Consider the following 13,666-nt stretch of genomic DNA (forward strand, 5'->3'; position numbering starts at 1 on the left):
ATGTTAGATACATCAAAATGGAAGCCGTTTGTTTTGTCGGATTTGTTTGAAATTAAAAAGGGGAAACGTTTGACAAAAGAAGACCAAATTCCTGGAGATACTGTTTTTATTGGAGCAACTGCACTAAACAATGGTATTACAGCATACATTGGGCAGGAAGCTCTCCACGAAGGAAATACTATATCATTAACTTATAATGGCTCTGTTGGAGAAGCTTTTTATCAAAGAGAGCCCTTTTGGGCCTCTGACGATGTAAATGTACTATACGCAAAAAACTTTGTTTTAAACGAAAAATTGGCGATGTTTTTTTGTACCATATTGAGGCATGAGAAACAAATGTGGTCTTATGCGAGAAAATGGAACTTAGAGCATATGAACCAAACAATTATAAAACTCCCTGCAATTACTGATGAAATTCCTGATTTTTCTTGGATGGAATCATATATAGACACATTAGATTATGATGTAAATGATATACCAGATTATTTTTTAAACGAGGGTTACAACAAAGCTTGTTGGTACTTAGACAATATAAATCAAAACGATTTTGAAGAGAATTATGCAGCAAGCCATACAAAAAACAACATAAAGCTCACCGATAGAAAATGGGCTTATTTTGAGTTAGATAAAATCGTGACAAGTATACAAAATGGCAAATCATATAATGCATCTGACTTAACACTTGCTGCCGACGACGAATACATATCATATGTTACAAGAACAGATGCAAACAATGGTGTATCGATGTATGTACAAAGATTAGATTATGATGGATTAGAAAAAGCAAATGCAATAACTATTGGCGATACAACAGCAACAATATTCTTTCAAGATCACGATTTTATTACCGGTCCTCATATAATTGTTATTAGAGCAGATTGGTTAAATGTTTACACAGCATCTTTTATTATTTCTCTATTGAATATGGAAAAGTATAGATATCCGGTTTTCGGCAGAGCATTTACCAAAGATTTAATTAAACAAACAAAGTTATATCTTCCAATCACAGAAGAATATAAACCTGATTATGATTTTATGGAAGCTTATATCAAATCTTTGCCGTTCAGCAACAAAATATGAGGTTTAACTATGAGTGAAATAAAAACTTCTGCTAAAGGAATAGACTACGCAAAACCATGTGTATTAAAAACCAAATCAAGGGTTTATTCTCAAGCAATGCTAATGAAAATCCCCCATGAGCATCACAATGAACCAGATATATCATAAAAAATATATTGATTCTCCAAAAACGACAAAAACCCCGTACTGACTTTATTCCGTCAGTACGGGGTTTGGTGTTAAGGTGTTAATATGGTGTTTTTGTGAGCCACAAGATATTACTCTTTACTCACAAACCACTTGATACACCCGATAAAGGTGTTCAAGTGCAATCTTATCAAAATCTTATCAGCGAGGGTTTTGAAATCCTGCAAACCCGCATTATTACTGGGTTTTCAGAGTTTTTCAATTTATTCCCACTCAATCGTCCCTGTAGGCTTCGGGGTCAGGTCATAGAGAACACGATTGACACCTTTCACCTCTGCGGTGATGCGCGCTGTGATCTTCTGCAAAAGAGCAAATGGTACATCCTCAACCGTAGCGGTCATGGCGTCCACAGTGTTCACTGCGCGGAGAATGACCGGCCAGTCAAAGGTTCTGGCGTTGTCGTGCACACCGACCGACTTAAAGTAGGGCACGACGGTAAAGTACTGCCACACTTTCCCTTCGAGTCCCGCAGCTGCAAATTCCTCCCGCAAAATAGCGTCCGACTCGCGCACAGCCTCGAGGCGCTCCCTTGTGATGGCGCCGAGACAGCGCACGCCAAGGCCCGGGCCCGGGAACGGCTGGCGGTAGACCATGCTGTCCGGCAGACCGAGCGCCACGCCGCAGGCGCGCACCTCATCCTTGAAGAGCATTTTCAGCGGCTCTACAAGTTCAAAATTCAAATCCTCCGGCAGACCGCCGACGTTGTGATGGCTCTTGACCGCTTTGACTGTCTTGGTACCGCTTTCAATGATATCGGGATAAATGGTCCCCTGCGCCAGAAACTCGATTCCCTCGAGTTTGCGCGCCTGCTCCTCAAACACGCGGATAAACTCGGCACCGATGATTTTGCGCTTTTGCTCGGGATCAGCCACTCCCGCCAATTTATCGAGGAAGCGGTCAACCGCGTCCACATAGATGAGATTGGCGTCCATCTCATCGCGGAAAACCTGCACTACCTGCTCCGGTTCTCCCTTGCGCAGCAGACCGTGGTTGACATGCACACAGGTGAGCTGCTTTCCAATGGCCTTGATGAGAAGCGCCGCCACCACGGAGGAGTCGACACCGCCCGAGAGCGCAAGAAGAACTTTTCTATCACCCACCTGGCGGCGTACAAGCTCGATCTGATCGGCGATGAAATTTTCCATGTTCCAGTTCTTTTCAGCGTGACAGGTGTCAAAGACAAACTCTCTGATCTGCGCCTCACGCTCGGCCGCATTTTCACTCCAGGCTGCAAGTCCTCCGTGGCCGGGATGATTCACAGCGAGAACCGGAAGCCCACTCTCATAGACTGCGGCGCCCGCATCGATGCTCACTCCGTCAACAACACGGTTTGGACCACCATTTAAAACAATGCCCTTTACACCCGGCAGCGCCGCAAGTTCCACCGCTGTAATATCATGCGGGTGAATCTCTGTGTAGACACCCATAGCGCGTATCTCCCGCGCAAGGCGTGCATTCTCCTCGCTGCCGAGGTCCAAAATCAAGATCATATCCTGCTTCATGGTCATTCCTCCAATGCGCTGCGTTTGTATGGTATGTGTCAGCCAAAGCTGAAAACGGTATTATTATATCGAAACCAGCCGTTCAACGCAAGCGCAGCGGCTCCATTTTACCTTACTGGAGCAGACTTTTTTGCCTCTGCTTTTCGCGATGGCAAGACGAGTAAAACCGCCATCAGAAAAATAAGCCCAAACGCAAGCCAATCAGCAACTGAAAACTCCGTTTTCAGCCAGAGTGTTGTCGCGAGAGCCGCGCTGACAGGTTCTGCACAGGCAAAGAGACTTGCGCGAACGCCCCCAATGTCGCTTACGCCTTGCAAATAGAGCGTAAATGCTGCGGCAGTTCCCAGAATAACAATACTTCCCACCCCGAGAAGAATTGTCCAGTCCAGCCGGACGAATTGTTTGTATGCTCCTGTGGCAATACCAAGGACAATACCGCCTATTAGCATTCCATAGCCGGTCACCGCGACACTGCCATAGCGTTCAATGATGCCGCCGGGCAGCAGGGTGTATAGCATCAGCGACACCGCCGCCCCGATTCCCCAGAACAGAGCCTGCGCGGAGAGTGCCAAATTGTCCAGGCGGCCATGGGTGGCAAGCAGGAATACGCCGCCGAGAGCCAGCAGCAGCGCGATCCCCTCTCTTCCGGATGGCAGCCGTCTGAGCCGCACACAGGTGACGATCAATATCAGCGCCTGACCGAGATATTGCAACGCTGTCGCTGTGGCAGAGTTGGAGTGAGAAATTGCCGTCATATAGGTGTATTGACAGGTCATCAGACCAAAGACTGCAAACAGGATCATCCTGAGGGCATCGCCTCTCACTTTCCATATCTGTTTTAGACTGTCAGGGCTTTTTGCGGCCGCAAGCAAAAGCAAAATAATGCCTGCCAGTATCATCCTCACCGTCGTCAGCCACTGGCTGCTGAGTTCCCTGTGGGTGAACAGATACTGTCCAACCGTGCCCGACACTCCCCAAAGAATGCCGCCGCTCAGAGCACAGAGCACGCCCCTTGTTGACCGTTTCATACACATTCCTCCAACAGTTTGTTATTTCATTTTATTGTGGTATACTGATATTGTCTATCAGATTTTTCTCATTTTTTATCAATATATTGAGGTATCTATGATCAACAAACCATTTCCCACTACACATAACAGAGAGGAGCTGATCACCCCTCTCTCCCCTGGTCTGCCGCTTACCGCCTACGTCAGCACGTTTGGGAGCGATACCTACGACTGCATTGACTGGCACTGGCACAGTGAACCGCAGTACTGTCATGTGCTCAGCGGGCAAGTCTGCTTTCGCACTGCCGACCAATCCCTCACCGTGTCGCAGGGAGGCGGTGTCATCATTCGCCCCAAATTGGCGCATATGTCCACAGCAACCGGCGAAAAAAGCGCCAGCTACTTCTGCGTCGTACCTCACATGTACTTTCTGTCCAACTTTCCGCAGTATCTTCTGCAATTTGACTTTTCCATGCTGGCGCTACAGACACATGATGAGTCCCAAAACCAAATTCTTCAAGATCTTAAGCGGATTTTCCGCCTGTTTGGCGAGCGCGGATTCGGCTACGAGCTGCGTCTTTACAGCGAACTGTTTCTTCTCTGGCATAATACTCTGACATTGACAACAGACTCTCAAACATCACCGCGTGACTTCGGCTGGCAAAATGAGCGTCTGATCGCCATTTTTTCCTATCTGCATCACCACTATGACCACCCGATTCACTGTCTGATATCGCATCTCAAATCCATTTGAGCCGCAGCGAGTGCTGCCGCTTTTTCAAACACGCAACCGGACAGACTCTTTTTGAATATCTTCTCTCCTATCGCATCAGAAAGAGCATCGAAGCGCTCACCCACACCGATCAAAGCATTGCACAAATTGCCGCCGGTACAGGATTCGGCAGCCAGAGTTATTTCACCGATTGCTTTAAAAGGCAGCTCGGTATAACGCCTCTGCAGTTTCGCCAGGACAATTCCGTATTGCGGCCGTAGACGCTCTCACAAAGCGTCAGAAGTGTACTCAGTCCCGCTTCTTCTATTTGTTCACTTCTCTCCGGCTGAGTTTCTTTAGCTCTTTCCCGATCCTCCCTCGGATTCCAAAGAACAAAACCAGGCCCGGCCGCATATGCGGCCGGGCCTGGTTGCCTATTCAATTGTAACAACTTCGCTCTTTGCAAAAGTTTCCTGCGCAATTTCGTTGCCAATGCCGGGCAGATCCGGCACGGTAAATTTACCGTTGGACGGCTGATAGTCATAGATGCAAAGCTCCCTGTTGGACGGTGTCAGGGCCCAGACATTGTGCTCATGAATGACAAAATTGGGAATGGCACACTCGAGATGCAGGGCAGCCGTTGTGGATATCTGACTGCCGCAGGTGTGGATCTGTACGCCCACATCATACACATAGGCCATATCGCAGATCTTTTTCACCTCGGTGATTCCACCGCAGGTACCAAGGTCGGGCTGTATGATCTGCAGCGCATTCTGCGTGAGATAGTCCGCATACTGCCAACGAGAATAGATTCTCTCCCCGCTCGCAATCGGCAGGCCGGTCTTCTCGTGTACATATTTCGAGAGCTGCGGCGTCGGTGTGGTTGGCTCCTCATAGTAAAAAATACGATATTGCTTGAGCATATTTCCAATCTGTACCGCCGACTGGGCATCTGTAAAAGCATGGTTTTCCACGACGATGTCCACATTGGGACCGACGGCCTCGCGAACGGCTCTCACACGGCTTTCCAGTACATTCATATAGATAGGGCTGAGCAGGCCGATTCGATCATTATCCGAATACCGATCTCCGATTTTGACGGGGTCCCCCTCCGGCTTGTAGGTAAAAAAGTCATACTTGACGCAATCGTACCCGTCAGCAACAGCCTTTTTCGCCTCTCTGGCATATTCCTCGGGGGTACGAATGGGGATATCCGGCGCGCCGTAGCCAAATTGAAGCTGGCTTGCGTAAGCCCTGAGACTCTCCCGTCGTCTGCCGCCGAGAAGCTCGTAGAGCGGCGCATGGTACGCCTTGCCCTTGATGTCCCACAGGGCAAGGTCTATGGCGCTGATTCCTGCAAAGATGACCGGCCCTCCGTTTTGGCCCCAGTAGGAGTGGCGATACAGCTTATCCCAGATGATCTCATGGACAAGCGGATTCATTCCGATGACACTCTTCGCAAAATCCTGAACCATGCCAAAAGCGGCGCGCCTCGCATTGCCAAAGGCAAGCGCCGCTTCACCGTCACCGTAGATTCCCTCGTCGGTGTAAATTCGGCAGAGAATGGGCGTCCAATTGCGCACTTGCGCTTTGACTCGCAGCACATCAACCCTTGTGATTTTCAAGTAAAATACCTCCGTTTCGCCTCTTGATTACTCCATTATAGCTCTCCACTCGGCCAACGGAAGATATCAACTAATTTATAAGTAACAAATAAATTTCTTAGTTTCCTGCCCGTGCTCTGCAATACTGCTGCCATGATTGCTGCTCTGGATCGCCAGTGTCTCTCCTTCTCTTTGCGGCACTCCCAAACGCAAGGGATCTAAGATCCAACTGATATCTGTTGAAAGCTGTGGGGAGAAGCCAAAAGGCTTCTCCCCACACGACAGCAGGAAGTTTTATTTCAGTCCTGTCCACTCCTCGCCGTCCTCGCCCCTCGTGTAGTTATGAGGATTTACGGCCTCCATGATGTCATAATAGGCCCAACAGGTCTTGTCGGCGACATCCAAAAACCGTCCCGTGTTCTTGCTGACGAGTCTGTCCTCGATGACAGCAGTAAGGTTGACCCGGCCAAATGAAACGCTTTTTTGTTTGACCCATTTCAAAATGGATATTATTCTATTGGCGAAAAGGTTGGGCAGGCGTGGAATACCGGCGTTCCACTTATGAAGAAATAGGTCCATCAAATCAAGGGCACCGCTGCAAATTTCAGCAGCGGTGCCCTTTGCTGTTATTGATCTGTTTTTCTCTTTGGACCACGGAGCCATCGGGCCGACTGCGGTCCTACGTCCTTGTATGTTACTCCCATTCGCCAAGCAGAAACGCAATCTAAACTTTTTTGTATAGATCGTTTGATTCCATTTGGCTTGATTTGATACCAATTATCCCAATCCTATGGGGTATCCGACTTTCTGCTATCAAAAAGCTATCAGGGGATGCTATCAATAGCGGAAAGATACATCTTAAAATTACCCTCGTGGAGGGAACGGATCATGACCATGAGAATCCTTGTCACGAATTTCTCCATTCGATCGATGGATAACAAGTTCGGATTCTTGGTTGCGAGAGATACTTCTTGCAATCTTGATTGCCTGTGTCTGGGTTTTGGTTCTTGCTGTAGCACGGGAATTGCCTTCACCTTTTACTTGCCATCCACCGTTGGGGTGCGGAGTTACATGTTGATTCTTTCCTTTTGACATAAAATCACCCTTTCTAAAAAGAAAAGGATGAAACCGCCAACATCCTTTAAAAGTTGTTACTTCCGGCTCTTCACAGGAATGCAGAATGCCTTCAAGCCATACTGACTGGCGTAAATACGCTTGCCGTTTTTAAGCGTAATGAACGCAGTGTAGATGTACTCTACGGCATCGTTATGAGTTTTGCTCATAAACGCAGCACCTCCTTCAAGCAAGATTTTTCAGAAGCAAATTCTGAAATCACTTGAAAAAGGCAAACACAGCTATTATACTTTTCTTGTTCGGAGAAGAGTATAGACGGTTTAACCGTATTTACTTTTCAAGCTGAAGCTTATTCGAGTTGGCGCTCGAATAAGCTCTTTTTTATGTCATACAGCGGAAGCTGTTAGACAACAGATCACTTTAGCTCACTTGCGTGAGTGAGATCAAATATTATTGCTTGCTCTTCCTTGAGCAATACTCCGTCAATTCGATACCCGCATTGAGATAAATCCCAATTCATCAGGTTTTGAATTGTGTTGAGAAGGTCGCGCCCGTTCCAACGTACAGACAGTGCGTTGGACTTCTTCTCTTTATTATAGAAAGGCGCGGCATTGGGCGTCTCTTGTGTACATGGCTGTACTGCTATCCGTTTTGTTTCCTCATCAATAAGGAGAAGGACATGCTCTGGATAACCCAATTTCATGATCACGGATTTGTTAAAAGTCATCCCATTACTCGTCACTGAAACGTACGGAACACCCTCGTTGAAATTGAATGCTTTGAAATTCTCAAGAAGCGACATTTTCTTCCCCCCTCTCGTTCTTGAAATATTATATCACACACCCTCTACTTATACAATAACAAAGTTTTGTTTTCTTTCTCAAATTCTCTCCGAAAAAATCTTAAGCGAGAAAGCACTGCGTGTTCGCTTTCAACGCACAGTGCTTTCTTATTTTGTTTCTCGGCTCCGCTCATCTGGCAAAGCAAAAAACGATAACTGCAAGTACGGGGTTTTCTTCGCTTGTGTTTTTCTGCATGCGCCGAATTGCGCATTCCCACGCAATCAATTATTTTATGCTTTATCAGCCAGCTATAACTACGGTGGTCTTTCTACTGTATAGTGAATATTCGTTAATAGTTGACTCTGCTTCATTTAGAGGAACATCCGCATACGTTTGAAACGAGCCTTGCTCAATCAATCTTCCCATCTTTGCCTCCTCTTTATCATCTTGGTCCCAAAAACTTATCTCCGTTCAAATGAATCATGTGATCTGGCATATCAGCGATCCAAACCTCTGTTTCCCACGCAAGAGATTCCGAGAATTGCTTGAATGTCTTAAAGTCCAGAAATGCCGTAACATATATCTTCCCGGATGTAACGCCAGTTGTCATTTCCTCGATTTCCTTGATACGCTTAGGCTCCATCGGTCCAACGGACGTAACCGACTCGATAAAATACAGCCAATCCTTGTCTTCAGAGTAAAGAACGACATCAGGCATCTTATCGTGCAGCGTTATTTCAAAGCCAAAAGCACAAAGCTTGTCCACGTTCTTAACCAAGTCTTTCTCTGTGGTATCTCCAACATACAGACACTCGGAGTTGGGCGCGAAACGGGGCGCAAATTCCTCGATAATTGCCTTTTGCAGTTGGTTGTGCTTGCCCGGCGAGAATGTGAAGTCTTCACCATTGATTTTTACAGGCATTTTTCTCATAGTCCGTTTGGAGGCATAGAGGTCAACAAGTGAGTCGTGATTTTCCATAAAACGCGCTAAACTTCTCTCCCAGTCTGCCGTACCAAAGCTCTGCCAACACAGGAGATGGCTATTATGGCGATTGGTGAACGCATCCACTTTTTCCGCACATTGCGGGGCATGACGCAGAAATATCTTGGTATTGCGCTGGGCTTTCCGGAAAAGTCTGCAGACGTCCGGCTGGCGCAGTATGAGAATGGTTCCAGAACGCCCAAAGCGGATGTGACCGCTGCGTTGGCAAAGGTGCTTGAGTTTCCCCCAAGGCGCTGGACGTACCAGACATTGATTCCTATATCGGACTGATGCATACGCTGTTCACGCTGGAAGACCGGTACGGTCTTGAAGTCTGTGAGTGTGAGGACGAATTTCATCTGCGCGTCCATATTCACAAAGGACGCGATGCAGCGGAGCTTCACAGGATGCTTGCCGCATGGGGTGCGGTTTCCGTCAAGCTGAAAGCAGGCGAGATCACCAAAGAGGAATACGACCGCTGGCGCTATTACTATCCGGAGTACGACACTTCCGGTCAGTGGCACAAGATTACGCCGTCGCAGGGGTTTAGCGATCTGCTTGTTGCCGATCTCAAAGAACACACCGAAAAATAACAAAAGGCTCTGCCGACCTTCTTTCACAGAAAGTCGGCAGAGCCTTTTCGCTCTCAATATAGGATTGGAATGGATAGCTCAACCCGCAAACCGCTTGTCCCTTGAAACAAGAATAAACAAAACAGTTTGGGTATCTGCTATCATTTTGCTATCAAACGGAAAATAAGATTTTCAAAAAGTGAGTGTTTTCAAGGCTTTGCAGCCTCTTGTGTTCACTTTTTCTCATTCCCACTCGACAAATTCAAGTATATGAGGAAGTATTTCTCTTGAATCTACAGGTAAAGTATTCGCAAATTTGTTAATATTTTACCTGCTATTTTCGGCTGTCAATTTTCTTAGTATCAAAATAGTATCACAAGAGGCTGGAAAATGCAACAGAATTATGTGGAGCTCTACATAATTCTGTAACCTTCTTTGCTGTGGCGTATCAAGTAATCTTACTGAACATATGGCGCACCTTGTCCAGGCGGCTGTTTGGACGGCGGGGCTGGATGACCGGCTCGCCGACAGCGGCCTGATACCCTTTCAGTTCTGTAAGACATACGCTCCGCCCGTTGGTGTAAAAGGCCAGATCAGTACGGTATGCCTGTATATAGCGGGCGGGAATTTCGCCAGTAAAGACAACTTCATCCTTTTTTACCTGGGCCGTTTCGATGGTGGCACAGTATTTTGGCGCATCGTGATAAGCCCTGGAAAGGTATTCCTGGGGCGCATAGAGGGTGAAGGAGAGATAAGGTTCCAGCAACTGCGTTCCTGATTTCTTCAATGCCTGTTCCAATACAATCGGGGCCAATGAGCGAAAATCCGCCGGCGTGCTGACCGGGCTATAATAAAGCCCGTATTCAAAGCAAATCTTACAGTCCGTTACGTTCCAGCCGCACAAGCCTTGCTCCAGCCCGTAACGGATACCATCCATGACAGCGTTTTGAAAACTCTGGTTCAAGTATCCCAGGGAAACCCGGCTTTCGTATTGTACACCGGAGCCAAGCGGGAGCGGCGTAACAGACAGTCCGATGGATGCCCAAAACGGGTTGGGTGGCACCTCAATATGGATAGTGTGGTTGGCTGCTTTGAGCGGCCGCTCTAAATAAATGACGGTGGGTTCCTTCACCGCTGTTTCAATCTTGTACTTTTCCGCCAGCAAAGCGGAAACAACCTCCAACTGCACCCGGCCCAAAAAAGAAAGAATGATCTCATGGGTGATGGAATCCACCTCGTAGCGCAAAAGCGGGTCAGTATCCGCAATTTGCGTAAGAGCGTCCAGCAACCGTTCTCTTTGCGCTGCCGTTTTCGGCGCAATCGTCGTCCGCAGCATGGGGAGGGGGGCATCACGCCACCTTTCACGAGGGAGCCGGGTTTGGTCCCCCAATACATCGTTTAATCCCACGCTGTCGCTGGGAAAGATGACAATTTCGCCCTTATGGGCGGTGTCTGTCCGAACAATTTCCCCTTTGGATGGAATACGCATCTCTGTGATTTTCAGCTTTTCTCTCCCGGCCAGGGCCACCGTATCCCGCAGGCACAGCGTTCCGCTGTATAGCCGCAGATAGATGAGCCGCTGGCCACAATCTGTATACTCCACCTTAAAAACGCTGCCGCATAGGGCGGCGCTCCCCTGTTCCCCAATCGGTTGGAACAGCCCTGTCACTGCATCCATCAACGGTTGAATGCCAAGGCCCTTTTTGGCGCTGCCATGATAGACTGGGAACAGGGAAGCGGCTTGAACCCGCCGCTGTTCCTCCTGCGCAAGTTCTTCCTGACTGATTGGCTCTCCTGCGATATACTTTTCCAATAATCCATCGTTATTTTCGATGACCGCATCCCATGCTTCTATGCCGGTATTTTCCTCCAGGACTATTTCCGGGGACAGCGATACCGTCTGCTTGATGATAATATCGGCGGAGAGCTTATCCCGAACAGACTGATACACGCCCTGCAAATCAACGCCAGCCTGGTCGATTTTGTTGATAAAGATAACGGTGGGAATGTTCATTTTCCGCAGGGCATAGAACAGAATACGGGTCTGGGCCTGCACACCATCTTTAGCGGAGATCACCAAGATAGCCCCATCTAAAACAGCCAAAGAGCGGTACACCTCCGCCAAAAAATCCATGTGGCCGGGCGTATCCACTATGTTGACTTTACATCTGTGCCACTGGAAGGAAGTGACTGCCGCTTGAATGGTAATCCCACGCTGCCGCTCCAGCAGCATGGTGTCCGTCCTCGTTGTCCCTTTTTCGACGCTCCCCGGTTCTGAAATGGCTCCGCTGGCATATAGCAGGCTCTCTGTCAAGGTCGTCTTTCCAGCGTCTACATGGGCAAGAATCCCAATATTGATAATGTTCATGTCTATCCTCCATGCAAGGCCCAAATGGGCGCAAAAATCCCCAGCGGCTAATACTTTTACCGCTGGGGATCATGACTTCGGACACACAAAAACACACACGGCTTACATAAGCTGCTGTCCGTCACGATATTTGCTTAAAAGGCAAAAGTATTCTTAAATTGGGTACAAAAACCAAGCCCCTGCAAGGGGCAAGCATTTTTGCGCCCATTATCAAATTTTATTTAAGAATACCTTGCCGCATATTTGGTAGACTCCTCAAATCAGGATAATAACAGTATATCATAGTACGCTCTAAAAAGCAAGAAATTATTTTACCCGATTCCACAAATAAAATCGGAGGGTATTCACTGAAATACCTTCCGGTTTTGGTGATTATCGTGCGCCTACCCTTGTTTTTTGCCTTGCGGCCCGTTTCCGTTCCTTTTCGGCCTGTTCCTGCTGGTAAGCTGCCTCTAATATTCTGTCCGCTTGTTCCAGACCAATGGCCCGCCTGACCCGCTCGTAGTCCCTGACCTTTCCCTTTAGACTGTCTCTCTCGGCGCAGACCTCGTAAATCCTTTCTGACAAAGAACTGTTTTTGCTGACCTCCCGGCCATAGTCCGCTTGTAGCCGCTCAAATTTGGATTTGAGGTCGAGATAGGCCCGGTAGACCGAGCGCAGCACCTTGACGATCTTCGCCCAAAGAGGCTTGGCCTTTTTCTCCCGGTAGGACTTGGCGCTCTCCAGCGGCCCCGGCTCTGGTAAGACTTCCTCTGGGTCTGCCGAAAACTCCGCCGCCAGCCGTTCCATGTTCTTTACTGCCGGGGCCAACTCCTTCAACCGCTGTTCCTGCCCCGCCACCTCTTTTTGCTTCTTGGCCTTGAACTTATCCAGTTGGGCGATCTCCTTGGCCCTCTGCTCCTTTTTGTAGTCCAGCACAGACAGGTGCTGGTCGTGGGTGCCCTTGTCCTCCCACTCTATCCCGTGGCGCTCCATCACGGCGGCAAGCTGTTCCTTTTCAGAGCGTACCCACTGGCTCCATTCTGTGTCCCCTCTGGTGCCGCCCTTGAAACCCTGGGCCGCTAACGCCTGTTTAAGTGATACCCTGGTGTCCAGACCCCGCTTGCTGCCGGTGGTGAACGGCACAAAATCAATGTGCAGATGGGGTGTGGCCTCGTCCATGTGGAGGTGAGCCGAGAACACCCGAAGCTGGGGGTTGCGCTCTTGAAAGCCCCTCATGTACTCGTCCAGCACCGCCGCCGCAAGCTGGCCGTCCTCGCTGCCAGCACTCATGTCGTCCTTGTTGCCCACTTGCAGGATGATTTCGTGGAACGGCTTTTCCTGCTTACTGGAGCGTATCTTCTCATAGTAGTTCTCAATCCTGCGGTCTGCCCTGGTCTGCTTGTCGTTGTACCGCTTGAGGGCCTCGTCAAACATCTCATGAAAAACTGCCTTGATATTTTCCTGGCAGTAGGTTATATTCAAATGGGAGCGTTCCGGGTCGGTGTTCTTGGCGTTGAACTTCCTGCTGTTGTGGTTCACCGAGCCTTGCCCCACCATCGCACTAATCGTCCTTTTCAAATCAACACTCCTTTCGCCGCGCCAGCGGCGGCCTTTGTTACTTTCTGCGAAAGTAACGCAAAAGCACTTTTGACAGCCTGTCGGCCATCAAAAGCGCATTTGCGCCCTACGGGGTGGAATGGGGGCTTTGCCCCCGCCGTCTGCGGACGGCTCCCCCAGCAGGGCCGCCCTTTGAAAAGGTCACCCTGCACCCCGCCTAAACTTTGCCACTCGCCGTTGGGCAGGTGGGAAAGGCAC

The 13,666-nt window shown here is 48.7% G+C and carries 12 protein-coding genes and 1 pseudogene; 4 read left to right on the forward strand and 9 right to left on the reverse strand.

Annotated features, from left to right (window positions below):
- Positions 1 to 1,080 carry a restriction endonuclease subunit S gene (locus tag H8695_RS02760; protein WP_249299352.1) on the forward strand — a complete coding sequence of 360 codons (1,080 nt, stop codon included), beginning with the start codon at positions 1 to 3 and terminating at the stop codon, positions 1,078 to 1,080.
- A 389-nt stretch (positions 1,081 to 1,469) separates the two neighbouring features.
- On the opposite strand, the gene guaA is transcribed toward H8695_RS02760, so the two are convergent.
- The gene (gene guaA, locus H8695_RS02765) at positions 1,470 to 2,768 is read right to left on the reverse strand and encodes a glutamine-hydrolyzing GMP synthase (protein ID WP_249299353.1); all 1,299 of its coding nucleotides are present in this window, start codon (positions 2,766 to 2,768) and stop codon (positions 1,470 to 1,472) included.
- A 107-nt stretch (positions 2,769 to 2,875) separates the two neighbouring features.
- Positions 2,876 to 3,796: a DMT family transporter gene (locus H8695_RS02770; protein ID WP_249299354.1), complete on the reverse strand. Its 921-nt coding sequence runs from the start codon at positions 3,794 to 3,796 to the stop codon at positions 2,876 to 2,878.
- A gap of 97 nt (positions 3,797 to 3,893) precedes the next feature.
- On the opposite strand from H8695_RS02770, the gene H8695_RS02775 reads away from it, so the two are divergent.
- Both H8695_RS02775 and H8695_RS02780 read left to right on the forward strand, forming a co-directional pair.
- A complete protein-coding gene (locus tag H8695_RS02775) occupies positions 3,894 to 4,529 on the forward strand; it encodes a cupin domain-containing protein (protein WP_249299355.1) in 636 nt (211 codons plus the stop codon).
- Positions 4,526 to 4,768: a helix-turn-helix transcriptional regulator gene (locus tag H8695_RS02780; RefSeq protein WP_249299356.1), complete on the forward strand. Its 243-nt coding sequence runs from the start codon at positions 4,526 to 4,528 to the stop codon at positions 4,766 to 4,768. Before H8695_RS02775 ends, H8695_RS02780 begins: the two co-directional genes overlap by 4 nt.
- A 153-nt stretch (positions 4,769 to 4,921) precedes the next feature.
- Here the strand turns inward: H8695_RS02780 and H8695_RS02785 are convergent, their stop codons facing one another.
- From H8695_RS02785 to H8695_RS02805, 5 genes are all read right to left on the reverse strand, one after another.
- Positions 4,922 to 6,112: a mandelate racemase/muconate lactonizing enzyme family protein gene (locus H8695_RS02785; RefSeq protein WP_249299357.1), complete on the reverse strand. Its 1,191-nt coding sequence runs from the start codon at positions 6,110 to 6,112 to the stop codon at positions 4,922 to 4,924.
- 273 nt (positions 6,113 to 6,385) lie between these two features.
- A complete protein-coding gene (locus H8695_RS02790; RefSeq protein WP_249299358.1) occupies positions 6,386 to 6,754 on the reverse strand; it encodes a hypothetical protein in 369 nt (122 codons plus the stop codon).
- Positions 6,755 to 6,955: 201 nt separating this feature from the next.
- Entirely contained in the window at positions 6,956 to 7,186 is a 231-nt protein-coding gene (locus H8695_RS02795) for a DUF2188 domain-containing protein (protein ID WP_249299359.1), read from the reverse strand.
- Between the two features lie 394 nt (positions 7,187 to 7,580).
- Positions 7,581 to 7,967 (reverse strand): hypothetical protein, encoded by a 387-nt coding sequence (locus H8695_RS02800; protein ID WP_249299360.1) that lies wholly within the window; start codon positions 7,965 to 7,967, stop codon positions 7,581 to 7,583.
- Between the two features lie 422 nt (positions 7,968 to 8,389).
- Positions 8,390 to 8,926, reverse strand: a complete 537-nt coding sequence (locus tag H8695_RS02805) for a BsuBI/PstI family type II restriction endonuclease (protein WP_249299361.1) — start codon at positions 8,924 to 8,926, stop codon at positions 8,390 to 8,392.
- A gap of 66 nt (positions 8,927 to 8,992) precedes the next feature.
- Here H8695_RS02805 and H8695_RS02810 point away from each other — a divergent pair.
- Positions 8,993 to 9,522: pseudogene (locus H8695_RS02810) on the forward strand (helix-turn-helix domain-containing protein).
- Between the two features lie 427 nt (positions 9,523 to 9,949).
- Here H8695_RS02810 and tet read toward each other — a convergent pair.
- Together tet and H8695_RS02820 are read right to left on the reverse strand one after the other, a co-directional pair.
- Positions 9,950 to 11,869, reverse strand: a complete 1,920-nt coding sequence (tet, locus tag H8695_RS02815; protein WP_026385517.1) for a TetM/TetW/TetO/TetS family tetracycline resistance ribosomal protection protein — start codon at positions 11,867 to 11,869, stop codon at positions 9,950 to 9,952.
- 372 nt (positions 11,870 to 12,241) lie between these two features.
- Complete coding sequence (locus tag H8695_RS02820; RefSeq protein ID WP_024724610.1) at positions 12,242 to 13,408, reverse strand: plasmid recombination protein; 1,167 nt, start codon at positions 13,406 to 13,408, stop codon at positions 12,242 to 12,244.
- Positions 13,409 to 13,666: the final 258 nt, after the last annotated feature.

The sequence above is a fragment of the Feifania hominis genome (genome assembly GCF_014384765.1).
Lineage (GTDB): Bacteria > Bacillota > Clostridia > Oscillospirales > Feifaniaceae > Feifania > Feifania hominis.

What these genes read in the sequence shown, in the direction of transcription:
- H8695_RS02760 (WP_249299352.1), top strand. Translation starts at nt 1, where the DNA reads ATGTTAGATACATCAAAATGGAAGCCGTTTGTTTTGTCGGATTTGTTT.
- guaA (WP_249299353.1), bottom strand. Translation starts at nt 2,768, where the DNA reads ATGAAGCAGGATATGATCTTGATTTTGGACCTCGGCAGCGAGGAGAAT.
- H8695_RS02770 (WP_249299354.1), bottom strand. Translation starts at nt 3,796, where the DNA reads ATGAAACGGTCAACAAGGGGCGTGCTCTGTGCTCTGAGCGGCGGCATT.
- H8695_RS02775 (WP_249299355.1), top strand. Translation starts at nt 3,894, where the DNA reads ATGATCAACAAACCATTTCCCACTACACATAACAGAGAGGAGCTGATC.
- H8695_RS02790 (WP_249299358.1), bottom strand. Translation starts at nt 6,754, where the DNA reads ATGGCTCCGTGGTCCAAAGAGAAAAACAGATCAATAACAGCAAAGGGC.
- H8695_RS02795 (WP_249299359.1), bottom strand. Translation starts at nt 7,186, where the DNA reads ATGTCAAAAGGAAAGAATCAACATGTAACTCCGCACCCCAACGGTGGA.
- H8695_RS02800 (WP_249299360.1), bottom strand. Translation starts at nt 7,967, where the DNA reads ATGTCGCTTCTTGAGAATTTCAAAGCATTCAATTTCAACGAGGGTGTT.
- H8695_RS02805 (WP_249299361.1), bottom strand. Translation starts at nt 8,926, where the DNA reads ATGGAAAATCACGACTCACTTGTTGACCTCTATGCCTCCAAACGGACT.
- tet (WP_026385517.1), bottom strand. Translation starts at nt 11,869, where the DNA reads ATGAACATTATCAATATTGGGATTCTTGCCCATGTAGACGCTGGAAAG.
- H8695_RS02820 (WP_024724610.1), bottom strand. Translation starts at nt 13,408, where the DNA reads ATGGTGGGGCAAGGCTCGGTGAACCACAACAGCAGGAAGTTCAACGCC.